At 65.2% G+C, this 21,954-nt stretch carries 14 protein-coding genes and 2 pseudogenes; 12 read left to right on the plus strand and 4 right to left on the minus strand.

Translation table 11 applies throughout. From position 1 onward, the window contains the following. Positions 1–73: 73 nt before the first annotated feature. Both LRP30_RS35690 and LRP30_RS35695 read left to right on the plus strand, forming a co-directional pair. Complete coding sequence (locus tag LRP30_RS35690) at positions 74–706, plus strand: cupin domain-containing protein (RefSeq protein ID WP_128937846.1); 633 nt, start codon at positions 74–76, stop codon at positions 704–706. 144 nt (positions 707–850) lie between these two features. Further along, positions 851–2,718: pseudogene (locus tag LRP30_RS35695) on the plus strand (ATP-binding protein). Positions 2,719–2,728: 10 nt separating this feature from the next. On the opposite strand, the gene LRP30_RS35700 reads toward LRP30_RS35695, so the two are convergent. After that, entirely contained in the window at positions 2,729–3,754 is a 1,026-nt protein-coding gene (locus LRP30_RS35700; protein WP_206732713.1) for an AraC family transcriptional regulator, read from the minus strand. 187 nt (positions 3,755–3,941) lie between these two features. On the opposite strand from LRP30_RS35700, the gene LRP30_RS35705 reads away from it, so the two are divergent. Beyond that, positions 3,942–4,391, plus strand: a complete 450-nt coding sequence (locus tag LRP30_RS35705; RefSeq protein ID WP_024339447.1) for a cupin domain-containing protein — start codon at positions 3,942–3,944, stop codon at positions 4,389–4,391. 105 nt (positions 4,392–4,496) lie between these two features. Beyond that, positions 4,497–5,987 (plus strand): NAD(P)/FAD-dependent oxidoreductase, encoded by a 1,491-nt coding sequence (locus LRP30_RS35710; protein ID WP_249757849.1) that lies wholly within the window; start codon positions 4,497–4,499, stop codon positions 5,985–5,987. On the opposite strand, the gene LRP30_RS35715 is transcribed toward LRP30_RS35710, so the two are convergent. Continuing rightward, positions 5,972–6,697, minus strand: coding sequence for a GntR family transcriptional regulator (locus LRP30_RS35715; RefSeq protein WP_091880341.1), 726 nt, complete (start codon positions 6,695–6,697; stop codon positions 5,972–5,974). The two genes, LRP30_RS35710 and LRP30_RS35715, sit on opposite strands and share 16 nt — an antisense overlap. A 176-nt stretch (positions 6,698–6,873) precedes the next feature. Between LRP30_RS35715 and LRP30_RS35720 the strand changes: the two genes are divergently transcribed. The 6 genes from LRP30_RS35720 (at position 6,874) to LRP30_RS35745 (ending at position 13,896) form a co-directional block, all read left to right on the plus strand. Then, positions 6,874–7,776, plus strand: coding sequence for a VOC family protein (locus tag LRP30_RS35720; RefSeq protein ID WP_249757850.1), 903 nt, complete (start codon positions 6,874–6,876; stop codon positions 7,774–7,776). Next, the gene (locus tag LRP30_RS35725) at positions 7,776–9,380 is read left to right on the plus strand and encodes a bifunctional 3-(3-hydroxy-phenyl)propionate/3-hydroxycinnamic acid hydroxylase (protein WP_249761908.1); all 1,605 of its coding nucleotides are present in this window, start codon (positions 7,776–7,778) and stop codon (positions 9,378–9,380) included. The genes LRP30_RS35720 and LRP30_RS35725 overlap by 1 nt, the downstream gene beginning before the upstream one ends. Continuing rightward, entirely contained in the window at positions 9,377–10,225 is an 849-nt protein-coding gene (locus LRP30_RS35730; protein WP_249757851.1) for a fumarylacetoacetate hydrolase family protein, read from the plus strand. Before LRP30_RS35725 ends, LRP30_RS35730 begins: the two co-directional genes overlap by 4 nt. 110 nt (positions 10,226–10,335) lie before the next feature. After that, positions 10,336–11,661: an MFS transporter gene (locus LRP30_RS35735; protein WP_128937852.1), complete on the plus strand. Its 1,326-nt coding sequence runs from the start codon at positions 10,336–10,338 to the stop codon at positions 11,659–11,661. A gap of 103 nt (positions 11,662–11,764) precedes the next feature. After that, positions 11,765–12,835, plus strand: a complete 1,071-nt coding sequence (locus tag LRP30_RS35740) for a hypothetical protein (protein ID WP_249757852.1) — start codon at positions 11,765–11,767, stop codon at positions 12,833–12,835. A gap of 65 nt (positions 12,836–12,900) precedes the next feature. Beyond that, positions 12,901–13,896, plus strand: a complete 996-nt coding sequence (locus LRP30_RS35745) for an NAD-dependent epimerase/dehydratase family protein (protein WP_249757853.1) — start codon at positions 12,901–12,903, stop codon at positions 13,894–13,896. A 27-nt stretch (positions 13,897–13,923) separates the two neighbouring features. On the opposite strand, the pseudogene LRP30_RS35750 reads toward LRP30_RS35745, so the two are convergent. Continuing rightward, positions 13,924–14,714, minus strand: a pseudogene (locus LRP30_RS35750) (ABC transporter substrate-binding protein). Between the two features lie 235 nt (positions 14,715–14,949). Here LRP30_RS35750 and LRP30_RS35755 point away from each other — a divergent pair. Then, a complete protein-coding gene (locus LRP30_RS35755) occupies positions 14,950–16,143 on the plus strand; it encodes an efflux RND transporter periplasmic adaptor subunit (RefSeq protein WP_249757854.1) in 1,194 nt (397 codons plus the stop codon). A gap of 11 nt (positions 16,144–16,154) precedes the next feature. Continuing rightward, positions 16,155–19,313 carry a multidrug efflux RND transporter permease subunit gene (locus LRP30_RS35760; protein ID WP_128937856.1) on the plus strand — a complete coding sequence of 1,053 codons (3,159 nt, stop codon included), beginning with the start codon at positions 16,155–16,157 and terminating at the stop codon, positions 19,311–19,313. A gap of 76 nt (positions 19,314–19,389) precedes the next feature. Here LRP30_RS35760 and LRP30_RS35765 read toward each other — a convergent pair whose 3' ends face one another. Next, positions 19,390–21,651, minus strand: coding sequence for a cation:proton antiporter (locus tag LRP30_RS35765; RefSeq protein WP_249757855.1), 2,262 nt, complete (start codon positions 21,649–21,651; stop codon positions 19,390–19,392). Positions 21,652–21,954: the final 303 nt, after the last annotated feature.

Raw genomic sequence — 21,954 nt, forward strand, 5'->3', positions numbered from 1 at the left:
TGCGCGACCTTTTCACTCCGACTAAAGCCAGGGCCTAGTGGTCCGAGGCTGAGATGATGCATGGGAGAGCGACATGGATGGTCGCGGCGATACGAAGGATCCGAAGGACGCCCCGGCGATCGAGGCCGACGATGCGGTCGACCAGCGCCTCGGCGAGACCGTGCGGCTGCTGCGTCAGCGCGCCGGCCTCTCGATCCAGGACGTCGCCAACAAGACCGGCCTCTCCACGGGCATGATCAGCCAGCTCGAACGCGCGCGTGCCATGCCGTCGATCCGCACGCTGCGCCTGCTCAGCATCGCGCTCGACGTTCCCATCTCCTATTTCTTCGAGAGCAGCGATCCCGCCGACGTGCAGCGCTACATCGTGCGCAAGAATAACCGGCGGCTGCTGCGGCTCACCGCCAGCGGCGTGGTCAAGGAAGCGCTCACGCCTGACGGCAAGGGCCAGCTCGAGCTCTACGAGCTCACGCTCAATCCCGGCGCCTCGTCCGGCACCGACTTCCTGCAACACACTGGCGAGAAGGCCGGCTACATCCTCTCGGGCAGCCTGCGGCTGTGGCTCGACAACCAGGCTCATGTACTGGAGGCCGGCGACAGCTTTCGCTTTCCGAGCATCGTGCCGCACATGTTCGACAACCCGACCCAGCAGGTGGCGCGCGTGATCTGGGTGACGACGCTGCGCCAGACCGATCCGCCAGCGGGATGATACGGTACTCCCTCTCCTGAGGGGGCCCCGCCGCCCGCTACCACCGTAAATTGCCCCTCGACGGAGCCACGCGGAGTCTGTAGCTCACATCAAGCCGGACGGAGCGGCCGGGCGGTCCGCGGTTGGCGTCTTTGGTGTGAGACCATGAAACTCAGGGGGCTTCTGACACTTGCGATGGCCGCCCAGGTCATCGTGACCGCTGCGGCCCTTCTCGCCTCCTATGCCGTGACTGGCAGCGCAGGGTTCGGCACGGCCCAACTCATTGCCCTGCTGGTGAGCGCCGCCGTTGCAGCGCTGCTCGCGCGGCTTTGCACGCGGGCCATCGAGACATCAGAGGCAAAACGCGCCGCCGCGCAATCGGCCGCACTGTCGCAAGCACGCAGCGACAGTGCGCATATGACGCAAGCCGTCATCAGGACCGCACTCGATGCCTTCATTCAGATCGACGACAGCGGTGTCGTGCTGGAGTGGAGCCTTCAGGCCGAGGCCCTGACCGGATGGGCGCGCGAGGAGGCTCTTGGCGCCGATGTCGTCGATCTCATCGTCGCCGAGCCGCTCCGCGCCGCCTTCAGGCAGCGCATGGCGCGACTCGTTCCGGAATTGTCGGCCGCACCAAGCGGCATGCGCTTCGAGGTCAGCCTGATCCACAGGAACGGCGACCGCATCCTGACCGAGGCGTCCAGCACGGTGTTACGGGTAGGAGAGCGCTCCATCATCAACACCTTCGTCAGGGACATCACCCATAAGCGCGCTGCCGAGGAGCAATTGATCCAGGCCCAGAAGATGGAGGCGGTCGGCCAGCTCACCGGCGGCATCGCGCACGAATTCAACAACATGCTCACCGTGATCACCGGCACGATCGAGATCCTTGCGGACGCCGTCAAGGACAACCCGCCGCTTGCGACCATCACCAAGCTGATCAGCGAAGCCGCCGACCGCGGCGCCGCGCTGACGTCGAGCCTGCTCTCCTTTGCCCGCAAGCAGGCGCTCCAGCCGGCCGAGATCGATGTCAACGAGCTCATCGAGGAGCTGGCAAAGCTGCTGCTGGCGACCTTCGACAAGAAGGTCGAGATCGTGACCAGGCTTGGCGGCAACGTCTGGCTCGCCTACGCCGACCGCGGCCAACTGAGCTCGGCGCTGCTCAACCTCGCGATCAACGCCCGCGATGCCATGCTGGACGACGGCAAGCTGACGCTGACGACGCGCAACGTCGTGTTTGGCGTCCGCGAAGCGGTGGCGGTCGGCGCCGGCTATGCCGGCGACTATGTCGAGATCGAGATTGCCGATACCGGCACCGGCATTCCGCAGGCCATCCTCGAGCGCATCTTCGATCCGTTCTTCTCGACCAAGGAGGTCGGCAAGGGTACGGGACTCGGGCTCAGCATGGTGTTCGGCTTCGTCAAGCAGTCCGGCGGCGGCATCAAGGTCGCGTCCGAAGAAGGAAGCGGCACGGTTTTCACGATCTACCTGCCGAAGGCGGAGACGAGCGCGCTTCGCCCGACTGGCTATGACGACCGCAAGATCGTCGGGGGTAAGGAAACCGTCCTTTGCGTCGAGGACGACCGCGACGTCCGCCGCTACGTCACCGTCCAGCTCGAGAGCCTCGGCTACAAGGTCATCTCCGCCGCCAATGCGGCCGAAGCGCTGGCCGTTTCGGCCGAAGGCTCCGCGTTCGACCTGCTCTTTACCGACATCGTGATGGCCGGCGGCATGAACGGACGGGAGCTCGCCGAGCAAATGGGGCCGCGCGGCCGTCCCTGCGGGTGCTGTTCACATCCGGATATGCCTATGATTCGCTGCATACGCAGGGACGCGCCACGATGGGCGCGCCGCTGCTGAGAAAGCCCTATCGCAAGGCGGAGCTCGCACGCATGCTGCGCCGCTGTCTCGACACCGCGGTCGATTCCGCCGGCGATGCGATCCCGACGCCCTACTCCGTGCAGGCTGACGTCGAGGCTTTTCTGCGCAGGCAGGCGGCCGAAGACAACGGCACGACGCGGCCGCGGAGATAGGCGTCTCGCTTCAGCTCATCCTTCGCCGCAACGTCGCCGAGGGCGTCTCGCCGAATTTTTCGCGGTAGGCCCCCGCCATGCGGCCGAGGTGGGTGAAGCCGAGATCGAAAGCGATCTCGGTGATGGAGGCATCGGGTGAAGCCTGCGCGAGGCGGGCGTTCAGGCCGGCAAGGCGCATGTCGAGCAGCATCTGCGAGATCGAGAGGCCGAAGTGACGGCGGAAGCCGAGCTGGAGCGCGCGAATGCCGATGCCGGAGGCGCAGGCGAGCTGCGCGAGGTCGAGCGGTTCGCCGGCATTGTCCGCAAGATGGTCCCGCGCGGCGCGAAGCGCGCGCGGCAGACGCTCGGCCCGGCCCGAAAACGTCCTGATCGCATCCGACAGGTCATGCCGCTGGCCATTCAGGAGGTGATCCAGCAGAACCTCGCGCCAATCGGCCATCGCGACCGGTGACAGCCTGCCGGCGGGACCGAGACGTTCGGCAAGCGTCATCAGCTCTGCAAGGCTGGCCCGAAACGCCCGCCCCGACGGCGCGTCCAGGTCGATCACAGGATCGAACTCGACCGTGCCGGCCGCCCTGCCCGACAGCGCCGCGACGCGCTGCTCGACCATGCGACGATCGAGCAGCAGGATCGCTTGCGCGCAGTCGGCCCAGGTCATGCGCGTCGGGATCGTCGGCGACAGCAGTGACGCCGTCCGGTCCGGCACGGCATCGAGCTCGCAGGCGCCGGCACGAATGCGGGCGGTGCCCGTGAGCGGGACTTGGACCAGGAAAAAGCGTTCGAGGCAGCCGGGATCAATGCTGACCGATCCGCCATAGGCGACATAGTTGATGGAAAAGCCTGCGAATGCCGCGCAATTGTGCCGGGCGGAGAAGCCGGCGGCACGCGCACGCGTCGGCTTGAGATCGTGCGGACAGAAGATGCGTCCGATCTGCTCGGCTGCTTCGTCGACATCGTCAGTGGTGACGCGGGCGAAATCCGCAAGCCGTTCGGCTGCGGTTGGTCTCGCGCTCATTTCCAGCACAGCTGCGGACATCGTCGACCACGCTTCGCGTCACGGAATTACTTTAAGCCTATAATAGTTCCGTGACAGCGAAAAGGGCCGCATCCGCAAAATCGTCGTGCTGCATGGCAACAGCCGTTGCGGATTCGTTTAGCGGATAGACAGGCGGGCCACGACTGGCCGATGCTCCATCCCCGCCGGAATCCATGAGGAGGCGAGCATGACTGCACTCGAAAAGGGCATTACTGCAAACGGCACGGGCTATGGCGGCAAGAGCTGGAACATCCTGGGCCAGGTCTATTTCCCCAAGGCCGTGACCGACTCCACCTTCGCGTTCGAGACCAACAGCGATCCCGGCCAGTTCGTGCCGGTGCACATCCATCCGACCCAGGACGAGTTCATCCTGGTGCAGGAGGGCACGCTCGACCTCAAGCTCGACGGCCAATGGGTCAAGGCCCATGCCGGCGACCTCGTGCGCATGCCGCGCGGCATCCCGCACGGCTATTTCAACAAGTCCGACAAGCCGTGCCGCGCGCTGTTCTGGGTCTCGCCGATGCAGAAGCTGGAGGCGCTGTTCAACCAGCTGCACAACCTGACCGACCCTGCCGAAGTCGTACGCATCTCGGCGCTGCACGAGGTCGACTTCCTGCCGCCAGAGGCGAACGACTAGGCGCCCGCCTCCTCGTCACTTTCATCTGCTTGCAGCTCCGTCGGCCGCGCCTTGCGGCCGAACGTGGCCGCTTGCGCGCGAAACACACTGATTGCGAGCAAACTCATGATCACTCCGAAGCATGTCTGCGTGATCGGCGCCGGCGTCTCCGGCCTTGCCGCCGCAAAAGCGTTCTCCATCCGCGGTCACCGCGTCACCATCATCGAGCGCAGCGGCGATCTCGGCGGCGTCTGGGAGCCGGCGCGCTCCTATCCCGAAGTGCAGACCCAGAGCCCGAAGGAGCTCTACCGCTACACCGACCGCGCCATGCCGGACGCCTATCCGGAATGGCCGACCGGGCCGCAGGTCCACGCCTATCTCGCCGACTACGCGAAGAGTTTTGGCCTCGACCGCATGCTGCGCCTCAACACCGAGATCGCCGGGATGGCGCGGCGCGCCGACGGCAAACCGGGCTGGGCGCTGGGGCTGCGCGGCAAGGACGGTGCGACGTCGCAGGAAGACTTCGATTTCGTCGCGGTCTGCACCGGTCAGTTCAACGAACCGCGCGAGCTGCATTGCCCGGGCGAGGACGGCTTTGTGGCAAACGGCGGCCAGATTCTGCATTCGTCGAAATACAATGATGCCGCCCTGGCAAAAGGGCGGCGCGTCGTCGTGCTCGGCGGCTCGAAATCCGCGACCGATATCGCCGTGAACGCAGTCAAGGCAGGCGCGCGCGAGGTCACCATCGTGATGCGCGAGCCGGTCTGGCGCATCCCCTATTTCATCGGCGGGCTCGTGAACTTCAAGCGCATCCTCTACATCCGCGCGCAGGAGGAGATGTTTCCGGGCTGGGGCATCAGCACGATGGCCCGGCTCGCGCACCGCCTCGCCGCGCCGCTGGTTTGGACGAACTGGCGCGGGCTGGAGAGCCTGCTGAAGGCGCAGCTCAAGCTCAACCGGTGCAACATGGTTCCGAAGGAGCGGATCGAGGACGGCGTCAACTGCTCGGTGCCGATCGCAACGCCGGGCTTCTATCCCATGGTCGCCGACGGCCGCATCAAGGCGGTGTTCGGCACGTTCGATCATTATGACGGCGACAGCATCGTGATGAGCGGCGGCGAGCGCATCGGCGCCGACATTGCCGTGCTCGCGATCGGCTACAAGCTCGGCGTGCCGTTCCTGCCCGCGGCCTATCAGCAAAAGCTGGTCGATGCCGACGGGCAGTACCGGCTCTATCGCCTGATCGCCAACCCTGATCTGCCCGAGCTCGGCTTCGTCGGCTTCAATTCATCGTTCTGCACCGTGCTCTGCGCCGATCTCGCCGCGAACTGGCTGGTGCGCTATGCCGATGGCCAGCTCGCCAACCAACCGACGGCGCAAGCCATGCGCGACAACATCGAGATGATGCTGCACTTCAAGCGCGTCGAACGGCCGGCCGCGGGCGTCTATGGCGGCCTGTGCGTCGCGCCGTATCACTACCGCCATTTCGACGAGCTGATGGCCGATATCGGCGCGAAGAACCAGAAGCGCGGCGGGCTCGCCGGGCGCTTCTCGCCGCCGGATGCGGATGCCTATGCCAAATTCTTGGCCACGGCGCCGGACTATCGCGCTGCGTAAGGCGTGTCGGACTTCGGCAGCACTGTCTCGAGATCCGAATCGATAACATCCGCCGTGCGCTGATAGTGCTGCTGCAGCAGCGCGACGGCATCGTCGGTCTTCCGGTCGAGCACGGCCTGGAGGATCTGTGCATGCTCGGTCCCGATCTTCCGGACCGGGTAGGCCTTCGCGATCGACATCATGCGATAGCGGTAGAGCCGGTCGGCAAGCTGCTCGCAGAAGCCGAGCAGCGGGCGCGAGCCGCACAGGCCAATCAGCGTCGCGTGAAACGCGCGGTGCGCCTTTTCCCACTCGGGATTGTCCGCGAACTTTTCCGGATCGAGCGAACGCGGCGTGCGGTCGAGGCGGTGATGCGTCACCAGAAGCGCCTCCTCCCATTCTTGCGTCGCGTTCTGCATGGATTCGCGCAAGGCCAGCCCTTCGACCCAGCAGCGCGTCTTGGTCAATTCCCGGAGCTCGTCCTTGCTGACCGGCTTCACGTAGAAGCCGCGCTGCTCCATGCCGACGACGAACTCCTCGGTGGTGAGACGGTTGAGCGCCTCGCGGAGCGGGGTCTGCCCGACATTGTAGTGCTCCATCAGAAAGCGCGACTGGAGCTTGCGTCCGGGCGCAAGGCGCGTGGTCAGGATGTCGGCCTTGAGGCGGGCATAGATGCTCGTCGCCAGCGTCGCCGGCGCGTCGGTCTTCGGGCTCGACAGGTCTGAGCTCATGGCGTCCCACTGATTCATCGAGATTTTTTGTACATCAGGCGGCAAGCGCCAAATAATTTATAAATTTCGCCTTTACGGATAGATTTATATAGATTACTCGTTCGCCAACAACAACCGGCTTGGTGGGCGATCCGCGGCTATTCGGGTGCGGCCCTCTGCCTTGACGAGGAAGCCCGATGTCCGATTTTCCGGTGGTCGCGTTGCGCAGCGTCGAGATTGCGACGCCGCGCCTTGGCGTCTCCGCCGACTTCTATACGAAGGTCTGGGGCCTCGATGTCGCGGCCGAAGCCGAGGGCACGGTCTATCTCGCCGCGACGGGCGCGGATTTTCACGTTCTCGAGCTCTCGCAGGGCGAGCGGACTGCGCTCTGCAAAGTCACTTTTCGCGTCCGCTCGCGCGACGATCTCGACCGCCTGTTCGCGCGCGCACGCGAGGCGGATTGCGAGATCATCACGCTGCCCGGGCCATCGCACGCGCCATCGGGCGGCACGCACTTCGTGATCCGCGAGCCGCAGGGCTGCTGCATGGAGTTCGTCCACGGCGATCGCACCAAGACGGCGCGCATCGTGGCTGACCGCCCCGAGCGGCTCGCCCACGTCAACATCAACAGCGCCGACATCGAAAAGCTCTCGACGCTCTACCAGCAGGTGCTCGGCTTTCGCCTGACCGACCGCTCGAAGCTGATGGCATTCCTGCGCTGCAACAGCGATCACCACGCTGTCGTGCTCGCGGAAGCACCAAGCAACGGTCTCAACCACGTCGCCTTCTTGATGCCGGATCTGGAGTCGGTGATGCGCGGCTCCGGCCGCATGATTGATCACGGCTTTCCGATCGGCTGGGGAGTCGGCCGGCATGGGCCCGGCGACAACGTGTTCGCCTATTTCATCGATCCGGACGGGGCCGTCATCGAATACACCGCCGAAGTCCTCCAGGTCGACGACAGCTATCGCGCGAAGGGGCCCGCGGAATGGGTCTGGCCGCCGGGACGCACCGACCAATGGGGCATTGCGCCGCCCAAGAGCGAGGCCTGCAAGACCGCGCAACTCTCCGTGCTCTTCGATAGGGATCGCCGCGCATGATGATGTCCGCCGCCACCGCGGATTACGATGTGCTCGTCGTCGGCTTCGGACCGACCGGCGCCGTCGCGGCCGGGCTGCTCGGCCGTCTCGGCCATCGCACGCTCGTCGTCGATCGCCTCACCGACATCTACGACAGGCCACGTGCGATCGCGCTCGATCACGAGATCTTTCGTCACTTCGACAATATGGGATTGGCCGATGCGATCGCGCCCCATGTCGAGCCCTTCACCGCCTCCGAGCATTTTGGCGTCGACGGTCAATTGATCCGGCGCGTCCACATGATCGAAAAGCCCTACCCGCTCGGCTACACGCCCAGCATGGTGTTCAGCCAGCCGCCGGTCGAGGCCGAGCTGCGCCGTCACGCCTTGAGCTTTTCCTGTGTCCGTGCCGAGCTCGGCGTCGAGCTGGTCGATCTCGTGCAGCGGACAGACCGCGTCGGGGCGACGTTGAAGGATGCGGCAGGACAATCGCGGACGGTGACGGCGCGTTACGTCCTCGGCTGCGATGGTGCCTCGAGCACGGTGCGACAGATCGCCGGCATCGTGCTCGAAGACCTGATCTTCGATGAGCCCTGGCTCGTGGTCGACGTCCGGGTCAATCAGGCCGCGCTCGCAAAGCTGCCGCAGAACTCCGCGCAGTTCTGCAATCCGACGCGCCCCGTCAGCTTCCTGATCGGCCCTAACAACCATCGCCGCTGGGAGATCATGCTGCTGCCGGGCGAAGACCCCAGGCAGATGGCGCGGCCGGAAAATGTATGGAAGCTGCTCGCACCGTGGCTCGCGCCGGAGGATGGCGAATTGTGGCGCGCGGCATCCTATCGTTTCCACGCCCTGGTTGCCGCTGATTGGCGCAACGATCGCATCATCATCGCCGGCGATGCCGCGCATCAACAGCCACCCTTCATCGGCCAGGGCATGTGCCAGGGCCTGCGCGATGCGACCAATCTCGTCTGGAAGCTCGATTCCGTGCTGAGGGGCGTTTCGCCCGACATCCTGCTCGACAGCTACACGGCCGAGCGCAAGCAGCACGTGATCGAGCTGACCGGAAAGATCAAGGCGATCGGCCAGTCGATCTGCGAGCGTGATCCGGCCGCCGCGCGACGCCGCGATGCGCAGATCCTGATCGAAGGCGGCGGCAAGCCGCTCGAAATCACGCGGCAGGAGATCATCCCGCCGCTCCGCACGGGCTTCCTGGCCGATCAGGATGGAGCCGCGCGCGGCAGCCTGTTTCCGCAGCCTCAGGTCCTGCACGATGGCGCGCCTTGCCTGCTCGACAAGATCACCGGACCCCGCTTACGCGTGCTCATCGACGGCCGCCGCAGCGAGGCCCCCTCCCTCATGGCGCTCTGCGCCGCGCATCCGCAGTTGATCGCGACGACAATCGCGCCTGCCGGCGCCGATGCATCCGGCGTGCTCGAAGAGACCGACGGCGTACTGGCCCGCTGGTTCGACCGCCACGGCGTCGTGGCCGCGATCGTACGGCCCGATCATTACGTGTTCGGGGCGGCGCGCAACGCGGCCGAGCTCGGCAATCTCTTGCACGAGGTCACTTCGCGCCTGCACGGCCATCCCGATCCGGATTTCAAAATGGAGAAGACAGCATGAAACTCGCGACCGCTGCGATCGACGGACGGACGACCTGGGGCCTTGTCGAGGGCAGCAATTTCCTCGATGTCGGCGCCGTGCTCGCCACCCGCTATGCCGATCTGAGGGCCGCCATCGCAGGTACCCTCGCAGGCGTCGCGGACGCGAAGCCCAAGGCGGCCGCCACGCCGCTTGCGGGGCTCAGCTGGCTGCCTGTTATTCCGAACCCGGACAAGATCCTGTGCGTCGGCCTGAACTACGAGACGCACCGGAAGGAAACCGGCCGCCCCGAGGTCGAGCACCCCACCATCTTCTCGCGCTATTCCAACAGTCAGACCGGGCATCTGAAGCCCATCATCCGGCCGCGCGTCTCGACCCATCTCGACTTCGAGGGCGAGCTCGCGGTCATCATCGGCAAGGGCGGACGATACATCTCCCGCAGCGAAGCGATGGGTCACGTTGCCGGCTACTCCTGCTACAACGACGGCAGCATCCGCGATTTCCAGCGCCACACCCACCAGTTCACGCCGGGCAAGAATTTTCCCGATACCGGCGCGTTCGGCCCGTGGATGATGACGCCGGACGAGCTCGGCGAGCTTGGCGAGCTCAAGCTCATCACACGCCTGAACGGGCAGGTCGTGCAGGAAGCGCAGATCAAGCACATGATCTTCGATATCCCGCGCCAGATCGAATATTGCTCGACCTTCACCCGGCTCGAGCCCGGCGACGTCATCGTCAGCGGCACGCCCGGCGGTGTCGGCGCCAAGCGCACCCCGCCGCTCTGGATGAAGCCCGGCGACGTCGTCGAGGTCGAGGTCGAGAAGCTCGCAATCCTGCGCAATCCAGTCGTCGACGAGGCGCGGTGAGCGCCATTTGACAAGTCTTTGCATCCTGGGCGGAGGCGAGGCCTGCCTCCTTCCGCCGCCAGGCCGGCGCGCCTAGAGACGACATAAGCAAAAGCAGAGAGGGGAAACGTATGAGCAACACTGCCGAGGTCATAACCGGGGCGACCAGTCGCGCCGAGGCGGCGCCAATCACGCCGGCGTTCCGTAAGCTCGTGATCGCGTCCTCGCTCGGATCGGTGATCGAACACTACGATTTCTTCATCTACGCCTTCACCGCCCCCATCGTCTTCGACCGCTTCTTCTTTCCGAAGATGGATTCGACGGCGAGCATGCTGGCGGTCTATGCGACGTTTGCAGTCGGCTTCGTCGCCCGCCCGCTCGGCGGCATGGTGTTCGGCCATTACGGCGACCAGCTCGGCCGCAAGGCGATGCTGACGATCACCTTCGTGCTGATGGGTCTCGCGAGCTTCTTGATCGGCTGCCTGCCGAGCTACGATTCGATCGGGCTCCTGGCGCCGATCGCGCTGGTCGCCTTGCGCTTCGTGCAGGGGTTTGCCTTCGGCGGCGAATACATGAACGCGGTGTCGCTGACGCTGGAGAATGCGCCGTCAGCAAGACGCGGATTCTTCGCCTCCTTTGTCAACGCGTCCGGTCCGATCGGCGTGATCCTGGCCTCCGGCTTCATCGCCTTGCTCGGTTTCGTCTCGACCCCGCAGGATTTTGCGCAATGGGTCTGGCGCGTGCCCTTCGTGCTCAGCCTCGTCCTGGTGGTGCTCGGCACCTACATCCGCCTCCAGGTCGACGAGTCGACCCTTTTCAAGGCGGTCCAGGCCTCAGCCGCGCGGCCGAGGGCACCGCTGCTCGACGTGGCGCGGTCGTGGAAGAAATCGGTGCTGTTCGGCTGCCTCGTCAATATGGCGCACAGCACGTTCCAGTACATGAGCACGGTCTTCGTGCTCGGCTATGCCGTCAAGTCGCTCGGCATGGCGCAGTCCAGCGTCACCTTCGGGACCATGGTCGCCAACGTGCTGGAAATGTGCATGGTGCCGCTGATCGCGGCCTATTCGGACCGCTTCGGCCGCCGTCCGTTCATCGCGATCGGCATCCTGCTGGCGGCGGCGTGGTACCCGATCTACTTCCAGCTCGTCGCGACCAAGGACCCGACACTGCTCGTCATGGGCCTGGTCGTCTCGATCGGAATCATTCACGCCATGATGTTTGCGCCGGAAGCAGCCTTCACGGCGGAGCAGTTTCCGACAGAGGTTCGCGTCAGCGGCTCCTCGCTCGGCAAGCAGCTCGGCATCATCCTGGGCGGCGGCATCGCGCCCCTGGTCGGCACCGCCCTGATGGGATCGAGCGGCAGCTTCACCCCTGTGATCCTCTACTTCGAGGCGATCGCGGCCTGCGCCTTCATCGGCATCCTGCTCGCCCCGGAAAGTTCGAAGCGCGCGCTATAGGTGGAGAGGGCAGCCGTCGGCTCGGGAGAGATTGCATCTCGCCAGCCTCCGCGTCTGATGCTTACGTTCCGTGGCGACGATTCGACAGCTGCCGGGGAACCGCATGGGACCGAGATATCTTGTTGCCGCTGCCTTGACGGCGCTCGCCCTCTTGACGGCACCCACCGTCGGACAGCAGGGCACGCTCACGGCAAAACAATCCGAGGCGCTCGCCGCCTACGAGCGGGCGCTCGCCGACTTCAAGTCGGTCCTGACCGAGCGGCGGCGCCAGATCGAGGCGAAGCAGCCGCTGCCGAACCTGCCGGGACAGGCGCTGTATCTGGCGCGCGTCGCCGTCATCAGCACCTACAAGGATCTCACTGACGCCATTCCCGCTAGAATCGGAAAGCCCAATAAGTTCGAGATTCCTCCAGCCTATTTCGACGCCGACATCGAGCCTTTGATCGACGAATATTCGAAACTGTTCGACATCATGGAGGCGCCGCCTGCCAATGCGCAGAACTCGCCGACGCCGTTCGAGGACGTCGTCCATCTCGCCACGGCGATCGCGCGTGCCAAGGGACTTGCACCTGGCCACGCGGACGCTGCGGGGCGCATCAGCCTCGGGCTGTTCTTTGCAGAAACCAACGGCAAGCAGAATGTTCGTAACGGACGCTCGAACACCTATATGGGCAGCTTTCAGACCGGCCCGTCCGAGGACCGCAACGGCCGCAGGAAATGGGAGGCCATCAAGGGCGAGATCGCAGCGCTCGATCCCGAACTGAGCGCGCGCGACGACAAGGAGGAGGCGCGCGCCCGCGGCTCCGATCACCGCTTCAATCACTGGACCAACGTGCGCGACGGCCTGATGAACGCGCATGCCGATCTGTTCCGGGAGATCCCGGGAATCGTGAAGACGCTGCCCGACCCGATCGACCAGATGAAGCTATTCGAGCTGATCCAGATCGTGCCCACCCCGACCAGATCCGCGCTCAAATCGGGCGATCTCCTGAACTACAGGGTGTCCAGCCCCACGATCATGAAGCACCTGCGCAACAACAGCATCTTTGCTTTCGGACAGGCCGACCGGGCGCGAGCCTCCGCAAGCTTCCGCGAGATCCTTGCCGCGATGTGGCTGTTCAACCGAAAGTTCGAGCGCGCGATGGCGAAGTACGCGGAGATCAAGGGGCGCTGACAGATCGGTTGCAAGCGCTACCGGACGTTGTAGTCTCTCGTCTCATCAGCGGCACGGACCATCCCATGCGCATCCTCATTCTCGGCGGCAGCCAGTTTCTCGGGCGGGCGGTCGCGGCCCATGCCTGCGCCGCCGGTCATGACGTGACCTGCGCCGCGCGCGGCCTGGCGGGGCCGATTGCGGCGGGCGCGCGCTTCATTCGGGTCGACCGTGATGTGGCCGACGGTCTTGCGCCGCTCGCGGGCGAGACGTTCGATGCCGCGGTCGACGTCTCGCGTCATCCCGGCCAGGTCCGTCGCGCAGTCGCGGCGCTGAAGCGGCCGGGCGTGCATTGGACTTTCGTGTCGACGATCAGTGTGTATGCGGATAACCGGATACCAGGACAACGCGCCGACACGGCGCCATTGCGCGAGCCCGCGGCGGAGGATTTGGAGCACAGCACCGATGCCATTTACGGCGCCGCCAAGGTCGCTTGCGAGCAGGCTGTCGGCGACGATGCCTTCATCTGCCGGGCCGGCCTCATCGCCGGGCCGGAGGACCCGACGGGACGGTTCGCCTATTGGGCGGCACGGCTCGCGCGCGGCGGCGAGGTGCTGGCGCCGGGATCGCCGGATGATGCGGTCCAATCCATCGACGTGCGCGACCTCGCGCAATGGATCGTGCATGCGGCAGAGGTTGGCCTCACGGGCATCTACGATGGGATCGGACCGGTGCGCACGCGCGGCGAATTCCTGGCCGAATGCGCCTCAGCGCTGGACGCCTCGTGCACGTTCACGTGGGTCGATCGCGCCTTTCTGGAAGCGCATGACGTGCGGCGCTGGGCGGGTCCGCGGTCGCTGCCGCTGTGGCTGCCCCTGCCCGACTTCGCCGGATTCCTGACGCGCGACACCTCGCCGGCGCGCGCGGCCGGCTTGACCGCACGGCCGATCGGGATGACCGCGCGCGATACGCTTCATTGGCTCCGCGCCAGCAACGGGCCGGTGGTCGGTCTCAGCTCCGATGAGGAAAGCGCGGTGCTTTCAGCGTGGCATGCGCGTGGGGCGGCTGTGACCGGGATCTAGCCGGATCGTGTACAAACCACGCCGAGGCTATTCCGTCCGGATCGGCGAATCCTTCAGGCCGTTGTTGTCATAGGCCTTGCGCAGCGTGCCGTTCGTGGTGGCCTCCGTCATGAATTTGGTGATTAACGCCAATGCCTGGCTGTGGCCGTGCGGGACGGCGACAGCGGTCACGGTCTTCTTGAAGGTCTCGTTGAGCACCTTTGTCCCCGGAATCTTCTGCGCCAGCTTGTTGAGCTGGTCGCGCGACAGCGCGAAGGCATCGATCTCGCCGCTCTTGAGGAGGCCGAAGATCTCGTCATAGGTCTGATAGCCCGTGACCTTCGCGTTCTTCAGATGCGCGATGGCGCCGCGCATGGTGGTGGTGGCATTGACGGCCGCGACCTTAACGCCCGCCTGGTCGAGCGTGGCAAAGTTGGCGATGTTCGAACCGGGTTTGACGATATAGGTGGCGTCGGCGACCTCGTAGATCGGGCCGAACATCATCTTGGTCTCGCGCTCGGGATCCTTGGGAAGCCAGGTGACGTCCCATGTGCCTTTCGACGCGGCGTCGGTGATCTGGCCGGAATTCTGATGCACGACGTATTCGACGGGCACGCCGAGTTGCGCCGCCAACTCCTTGCCGAGATCGACGGGAACGCCGGCATAGCCGGCCTCGGTCTTGGTCGACCAGAACGCACCGCCCGCCGGGCTGATCGCGATCGCAACCCGCAGCTTGCCGGTCGGTGCGATCTCGTCCTTCAGGCCATCAGCTAGCGCGGGCATGGCGCCGCCGCTGCGAGAACGAGGCTGGCAAGGGCCGACTGGAGCGACGTGGGCATGTCATGGTCTCCTCACCTTTTCTTCTTCTGAATGCATCACGTCGGTCACATGGCCTTTGACACAATTCTGGTCGATCGTGCGCTCAGTGAAAAGCCATTTGTCATGACAAACCTGTCAAAGGCCACGCCGCCGTTTGCAGTGCAAGGCCGCTGACTGCCATGGCTATGGTGTTCCACGGACGGGCATTTGTTGGTAGCCTGCCGCACCGACAGACAGCAACCCGGGGGCCACCGAATGACACGCGCGAATCCCGCATCTCCGGCACGATGTAAGGAAGCGTGGAGACATGTCGGGCGAGCCTTGGTAACGGCAATCGCCGTGATCGCGCTCGCCGGCTGCGAGGACAAGAACACCTTCGTGGCACCGCCGCCGCCCAAGGTGGACGTGGCAAAGCCGGTGCAGCGCGCCGTGACGCGCTATGTCGAAGCCACCGGCAACACTGCGCCGATCAAGAGCGTCGATCTCGTCGCGCGCGTGCAAGGTTTTCTGCAATCGATCGACTATCAGGACGGCAGCTTCGTCAAGCAGGGCACCCAGCTCTTCACCATCGAGCCGGAGACCTACAAGCTTAAGGTCGAGCAGGCGAAGGCCGCGGAGGTCGGCGCGCAGGCCACGGTCAAGCAGGCCGAAGCCGATTACAAGCGCCAGGTCGAGCTCGTGCAGCGCCAGGCGGTCTCGCAGTCCACGCTCGACACCTCGACATCCACCCGCGACAACGCGCAGGCCAGTCTGCAGCAGGCCCAGGTCAATACCAGGCTCGCCGAGGTCAATTACAGCTATACCAGGGTGACGGCGCCGTTCGACGGCATCGTCAGCGCGCACTTGGTCTCGATCGGCGAGCTCGTCGGCGTCTCCTCTCCGACCCAGCTCGCGCAGATCGTCGCGCTGGACCCGATCTGGGTGAACTTCACGGTCAACGAGCAGGACGTGCTGCGCATCCGCGCCGAAGCGGCGCGCCGCGGGTTGACCGTCGCCGACCTCAAACAGTTGCCGATCCAAGTGGGCCTCCAGACCGAGACCGGCTATCCGCATGAAGGCCACCTCGACTACGTCTCGCCGACCCTCAATACATCGACGGGCACGCTCGCCGTGCGCGGCATCGTGCCCAACGACAAGCGGGTGCTGCTGCCCGGCTACTTCGTCCGCGTCCGCGTGCCCTTCGACCAGGAGAAGAGCGCCCTGCTCGTCCCCGACACCGCGCTCGGCAGCGACCAGGGCGGCCGCTATCTGCTGGTGGTCAACAGCGACAACGTCGTCGAGCAGCGCAAGGTGCAGATCGGTCCCGTCGACAATGGCCTGCGCGTGATCGAGAGCGGTCTGAAGCCGGACGACCGCGTGGTGATTGCGGGATTGCTGCGGGTGATCCCGGGCCAGAAGATCGACCCGCAAGTGACGAAGATCGAGCAGCCGCAGGCCTCTGCCAAGTAGGAGCGCCGGCCATGATTTCAAAATTCTTCATCGAGCGGCCGGTCCTCTCGAACGTCATCGCGCTGCTGATGATCCTGATCGGCGGCGTCGCGCTGTTCAATCTCGCGATCGCGCAATATCCCGATGTGGTGCCGCCGACCGTGCAGGTCACCACGCGCTATCCCGGCGCCAGCGCCAAGACCGTGATCGACACCGTGGCGCTGCCGATCGAGCAGCAGGTCAACGGCGTCGAGGACATGCTCTACATGCAGTCCTACAGCGGCTCCGACGGCACCTACACGCTGACCGTGACCTTCAAGATCGGCACCGACCTCAATTTCGCGCAGGTGCTGGTGCAGAACCGCGTCTCCAGCGCGCTGGCGCAATTACCGCAGGCGGTGCAGAACCAGGGCGTCACCGTGCAGAAGCGGTCGACCTCGATCCTGCTATTCGTGACGCTGACCTCGCCCGACGCGAAGTACGACAGCCTGTATCTGAGCAACTACGCCACCATCAACATCCGCGACGAGCTCTCGCGCCTGCCCGGCGTCGGCAACGTCACGGTGTTCGGCGCCGGCCAGTATTCGATGCGGGTCTGGCTCGATCCCAACAAGCTGCAAGTCCGTGGCCTGGTGCCGCAGGACGTCATCAACGCGATCCAGCAGCAGAGCCAGCAGGTCTCCGCCGGCCAGGTCGGTGCGCCACCGACGCCGCCGGGCCAGGCGTTTCAGTACACGCTCAACGTCAACGGACGGCTCGACGACACCAGCCAGTTCGAGAACATCATCGTCAAATCGGGCACCAGCGGCGACGTCACGCGCGTGCGCGACGTCGGCTGGGTCGAGCTCGGCGCGCAGACCTATAGCCAGATCTTCTCGCTCAACAAGCAGCCCGCGACCGGCATCGGCGTATTCCAGTCGCCCGGCGCCAATGCGCTCCAGGTCGAGCAGGCGGTCGAGAAGAAGATGGCGGAACTCGCCAAGCACTTCCCCGAAGGCATCAAATACGACACGCCGTTCGACACCACCAAGTTCGTGGAGGCCTCGGTGCACGAGGTCTACATGACGCTGATCGAGGCCGGCCTGTTGGTGCTGGTCGTGATCCTTGTTTTCTTGCAGGATTGGCGCGCCATGCTGGTGCCGGCAACCACCGTGCCGGTGACCATCATCGGCGCCTTCGCCGCGATGGCGGCGCTTGGCTTCACCATCAACATGTCGACGCTGTTCGCGATCGTGCTGGCGATCGGCATCGTGGTCGACGACGCCATCGTGGTGGTCGAAGGCGCAGCCCACAACATCGAGCAGGGCATGAACGGCCACGACGCCGCGATCAGGGCGATGGACCAGCTGTTCGCGCCGATCGTCGGCATCACCCTGGTGCTGATCTCGGTGTTCTTGCCGGCCTCGTTCCTCGCAGGACTGACCGGGCGCATCTATTCGCAATTCGCGCTGGTGATCGCCGCGACCGCGCTTCTCTCCGCCATCAACGCGGCGACCTTGAAACCGACGCAGTGTGCGCTCTGGCTGCGGCCGGCGGTGCCGCCGGAGCAGCGCAATTTCTTCTACCGCGGCTTCAACGCCGTCTATAACCGGCTCGAGCGCGGTTACACCCGCCTGATCGGCTTCCTGGTCCGGCACGCCACCGTCTCGGTCGCGGTGGCGCTGGTCCTGATCGGGATCGGCGGCTACGGCCTGTCGCGGGTGCCGACCGGTTTCCTGCCGATCGAGGACCAGGGCTATCTGATCGCTGCCGTGCAGCTGCCCGACGGCGCCGCGTTGGAGCGAACCCAGACGGTGCTCGACAGAGCGAGCGAGCTGATCAAGGACACTCCAGGCGTCCAGCAGGTCATCACCATCGCCGGCATCTCCGCGCTCGACAACAGCGCCAGCCTTGCCAATGCGGGCGTCGCCTACATCATCCTGAAGGACTGGGAAGCCCGCAAAGGGCCCGGCGAGGATCTGCGCTCGCTGGTGTACGGGCTCAACGACAAACTCGCGACCATCATGGAGGCGCGCACCATCGTGCTACCGCCGCCGCCGATCCAGGGCATCGGCAACGCCGCGGGATTTTCGATGCAGGTCGAGCTGCGCGACGGCAACAGCGATTTCGCCAAGCTGCAGGCCATCACCGGGGCGATGGTCAGTAACGGCCAGAGCCAGAGCGCGCTGCAGCGCGTGCAGTCCTCGTTCCGCTCGTCGGTGCCGCAGTTCAACGTCGAGATCGATCGCGTCAAGACCCAGACGCTGCACGTCACCACCGATCAGGTGTTCTCGGCGCTATCGACCTATCTGGGCTCATCCTACGTCAACCAGTTCAACAAGTTCGGCCGCGTGTTCCAGGTCTACACCCAGGCTGATCCGGCCTTCCGCGTCACCGAGCGCGACATCGCCAACATGCAGGTCCGCAACTCGAACGGCGACATGATCCCGATTGGCACCGTCGCCAAGATCACGCCGGCCACCGGCCCGTCGCTGATCAGCCTCTACAACCTCTATCCATCGTCGACCGTCATCGGCCTGCCGGCGCAGGGTTATTCCTCCGGCCAGTCGCTGAAGCTGATGGAAGAGATCGCAGACAAGACACTGCCGCCGGGCACCGGCTATGAATGGACCGCGATGTCCTACCAGGAGAAGGCGGTTTCCAACCAGATCTACTGGGTGTTCGGCCTCGCCATGCTGCTGGTCTATCTCGTGCTCGCCGGCCAGTATGAGAGCTGGTACGCGCCGATCTCGGTGATCCTCGCGGTGCCGCTGTCGCTGCTCGGGCCGATGCTGATCCTCAGCGGGCTCAAGATCGACAACAACCTCTACTGCCAGATCGGCTTGATCCTGCTCATTGCGCTGTCGGCCAAGAACGCGATCCTGATCGTCGAGGTCGGACTGGAGCTGCACGGCCGCGACGGCAAGCCGCTCCTGGATTCCGCGATCGAGGCGGCGCGCGCCCGCTTCCGTCCGATCCTGATGACTTCGTTCGCCTTCATCCTCGGCGTGGTGCCCCTGGTGCTCGCCACCGGCGCCGGCGCCAGCGCGCGAAAGTCGATCGGCATCACCGTGTTCTCGGGCATGCTGGCCTCGACCTGCCTCGCAGTGCTGTTCGTGCCGGCCTTCTTCGTGGTGGTGCAGCGCTTCGAGAATTGGCGCGCGTCGAAGAAAGCGCCGAAGGCGAAGGTGGTCGCGGAGGTGAAGACCTGAGAGTATCGGTACGATCGGCGGCGCGGCGTTCTCGGTGTAACCTCTCCCGCTTGCGGGAGAGGGAGCGCACCATCTTCTACGCCTTCTCCGCCGGTGCCTGTCGCGCCTCGCCGCTCGAGACCAGCAGCACGGACACCTTCGACTGCCTCAACACAGCGGCGGCGACGCTGCCGAAGGAGAGATGCTCGGCCTGGATCCGGTCGACGCCCATGACCACGAGGTCGACGTCGGTGGTGTCGATCTCGCGCAGGATCGCCGTCTCCGGCGCGCGGTTCACGCGTAGCGTCGTGGTGATGTCGACGTCGTAACGGGCGGCGAGATCGCTGGTGTCCTTGAGGATGCCCGTCTCCTGGCTCAGTCCGCGAGAGGTGCCGCGCTGCGCGCCCTTGTCGCGCGTCGTCGTCACATAGATCACCCGGAGCGAGCCTGAGCCGGCCTGCGCCAGCGCCACCGCGACCTCGGCGCCGCGCTTGGAGACGCCGCTGCCGGAAACCGGAACGAGGATGTTGAGCGCGTCGGGCACCGGCTGCTTCAAGTGCCTGCCCTTGGCCACCACGATCGCGAGCGGCCCCTCGAACTCGGCGGCGATGTCCTCGATCTTCCGGTCGAAGCGATCCTTGGCGGCAGCGACCTTGTCGATGCCGACGACGAGAAGGTCAAAGCCCTTGCGCGCTTCGTCGGCAATGGTCTCGCCGAGCTCCGCGCGCCTGGTCCGGGTGACGACATCGACGCTGCCGGCTTCGCCGTCACCATTGGCGGAGACGGTTGCGGCCGCCTTCTTCACCACGGCTTCGTGGCTCTCGCCCTCGCCCTTGTCCTGCTCCCTGGCGCGCTCGCCGATGTGCAGCACGGTGATCGGCAGGCCGCGCATGCCGGCGATCACGCCCGCGACATGCGCGGCGAAGGTGGCGTTGACGCTCTCGTCCACCGCGAGCAAGGGACGTTCGAGATTGGCGATGAAGCCACGCTTCTCGAATTCTTCCCGCTCCAGCCGTTCCTTCTCCTCCTCGTTCACCGGCAGCTTTGCCAGCGCCGCGCGCAGCATCGGCGGCATCGCCATCGTGGTCAGGATCGCCATGGTCACGATCATGGTGAACAGGTTCTGGCTGAGCACGCCGATGGAGAGGCCGATGGTGGCGATGATGACCTCGGTCGAGCCGCGCGCGTTCATGCCGCTGGCGAGCGCCAGCGATTCCCTCGCATTCAGCCCGCCCAGGGTGCCGCCGACGAACGCGCCGCCGAACTTGCCGACGCTGGCGATCACGACCAGCAGGCCGGTGAGCATCAGGAGATTGGGATCGCGAAGCACCGAGAGGTCGGCGCTGAGCCCGGCGAGGCCGAAGAACACCGGCATGAAGAAGCTCGAGATCAGGCCGCGCAGGCGCTCGTCGATCTGCCGGGTCAGGATCGGAGACTCCCCGACCAGGATGCCGGCGACGAAGGCACCTAGCACGGTGTGGACGCCGATCAGATGAGTGATCATTGCCATGACGCTCATCAACAGCAGGATCACCGTGATGACGGCCGCCGCGCTGACGAGATTGTCGTTCGCCCAGCGGATCAGCTGGAACACCAGGCGACGGCCAATGGTGAAGCTGACGGCCAGGAAGGCGAACGTTCCCAGCATGGCCTTGGCCACGGAGGCGATATCGAGCGTGCCGTGCGAGGCCAGGCTGAAGATGACGGCGATGATGATCCAGCCGATGGTGTCGTCGATGACGGCGGTCGCGACGATGATCTGCCCGACATTGCGGCGCATGAAGTTCATCTCGCGCACGACCACGGCGACGATCTTGACCGAGGAGATCGACAGTGCGGTGCCCATGAACAGCGAGGCCACGAGGCGCGCGTGCGGATCGGGCAGCAGCGCATCCGGCAGGAACTCGCCGAGCGCAAAGCCGAAGGCGAAGGGCACGAGGATGCCGGCAATCGAGATCGCGATCGCCGCCTTGCCGACCCTCCGGACCAGCTTGAGGTCGGTCTCCATGCCGGTCAGCAGCAGCAGCAGCAGAATGCCGAACTGGGCGATGCCGTCGATCATCGCCTTCTGCTCGGGCGTCTTCGGGAAGATCGCGTGCTGCGCCTCGGGCCAGATCCAGCCGAACAGCGACGGCCCCAGGATGATGCCGGCGAGCAGTTCGCCCATCACCGAGGGCTGGCCGATGCGCTGCATGATCTCGCCGAGACCGCGGCCGACCCCGATCAGCAAGACGATCTGCGCCACCAGGAGGAATTCGGACGGACCGGCCGATTTGTCGCCCTCAGCACTCGCCGCAATGGTGGTGAGGACAAGCGCCGCGGGGACAAGGCCGACCGGTCGGAGCAGGCTCCACTGCATGCGGGTGTCATTCCCCCTTCATCTGCCCGGCGAAGCGCCGGGGCGACAGGGGTAGAACCCGCGGGAGGCGGAGGGAGTTCCGGCTTTGCGCTGCCGGGCGTTGGGGTGCTTCAACAAAAAATGCGAAAACAACCCCATGCACAGTAGAACGGCGTTGTTGGCGTTGAGGTTTTCCGGCGGCAACCGGCGTTTGACACGTCGGGCAAAACACCGGCAGAATGGCATCATCGGCAGGCACTAAGCGACGTGCCGCCACATCCCCCGTCATTGCGACTGTTCTCTGTCATTGCGAGGAGCTCTTGC

Origin of the sequence: Bradyrhizobium sp. C-145 (assembly GCF_023375135.1) — a bacterium.
In the GTDB taxonomy this organism is placed as follows: Bacteria; Pseudomonadota; Alphaproteobacteria; order Rhizobiales; family Xanthobacteraceae; genus Bradyrhizobium; species Bradyrhizobium zhanjiangense.

Excerpts from the sequence above, each read along its gene's own strand:
- LRP30_RS35690 (WP_128937846.1), top strand. The coding sequence starts at position 74 with ATGGATGGTCGCGGCGATACGAAGGATCCGAAGGACGCCCCGGCGATC.
- LRP30_RS35700 (WP_206732713.1), bottom strand. The coding sequence starts at position 3,754 with ATGTCCGCAGCTGTGCTGGAAATGAGCGCGAGACCAACCGCAGCCGAA.
- LRP30_RS35705 (WP_024339447.1), top strand. The coding sequence starts at position 3,942 with ATGACTGCACTCGAAAAGGGCATTACTGCAAACGGCACGGGCTATGGC.
- LRP30_RS35710 (WP_249757849.1), top strand. The coding sequence starts at position 4,497 with ATGATCACTCCGAAGCATGTCTGCGTGATCGGCGCCGGCGTCTCCGGC.
- LRP30_RS35715 (WP_091880341.1), bottom strand. The coding sequence starts at position 6,697 with ATGAGCTCAGACCTGTCGAGCCCGAAGACCGACGCGCCGGCGACGCTG.
- LRP30_RS35720 (WP_249757850.1), top strand. The coding sequence starts at position 6,874 with ATGTCCGATTTTCCGGTGGTCGCGTTGCGCAGCGTCGAGATTGCGACG.
- LRP30_RS35725 (WP_249761908.1), top strand. The coding sequence starts at position 7,776 with ATGATGTCCGCCGCCACCGCGGATTACGATGTGCTCGTCGTCGGCTTC.
- LRP30_RS35730 (WP_249757851.1), top strand. The coding sequence starts at position 9,377 with ATGAAACTCGCGACCGCTGCGATCGACGGACGGACGACCTGGGGCCTT.
- LRP30_RS35735 (WP_128937852.1), top strand. The coding sequence starts at position 10,336 with ATGAGCAACACTGCCGAGGTCATAACCGGGGCGACCAGTCGCGCCGAG.
- LRP30_RS35740 (WP_249757852.1), top strand. The coding sequence starts at position 11,765 with ATGGGACCGAGATATCTTGTTGCCGCTGCCTTGACGGCGCTCGCCCTC.
- LRP30_RS35745 (WP_249757853.1), top strand. The coding sequence starts at position 12,901 with ATGCGCATCCTCATTCTCGGCGGCAGCCAGTTTCTCGGGCGGGCGGTC.
- LRP30_RS35755 (WP_249757854.1), top strand. The coding sequence starts at position 14,950 with ATGACACGCGCGAATCCCGCATCTCCGGCACGATGTAAGGAAGCGTGG.
- LRP30_RS35760 (WP_128937856.1), top strand. The coding sequence starts at position 16,155 with ATGATTTCAAAATTCTTCATCGAGCGGCCGGTCCTCTCGAACGTCATC.
- LRP30_RS35765 (WP_249757855.1), bottom strand. The coding sequence starts at position 21,651 with ATGCAGTGGAGCCTGCTCCGACCGGTCGGCCTTGTCCCCGCGGCGCTT.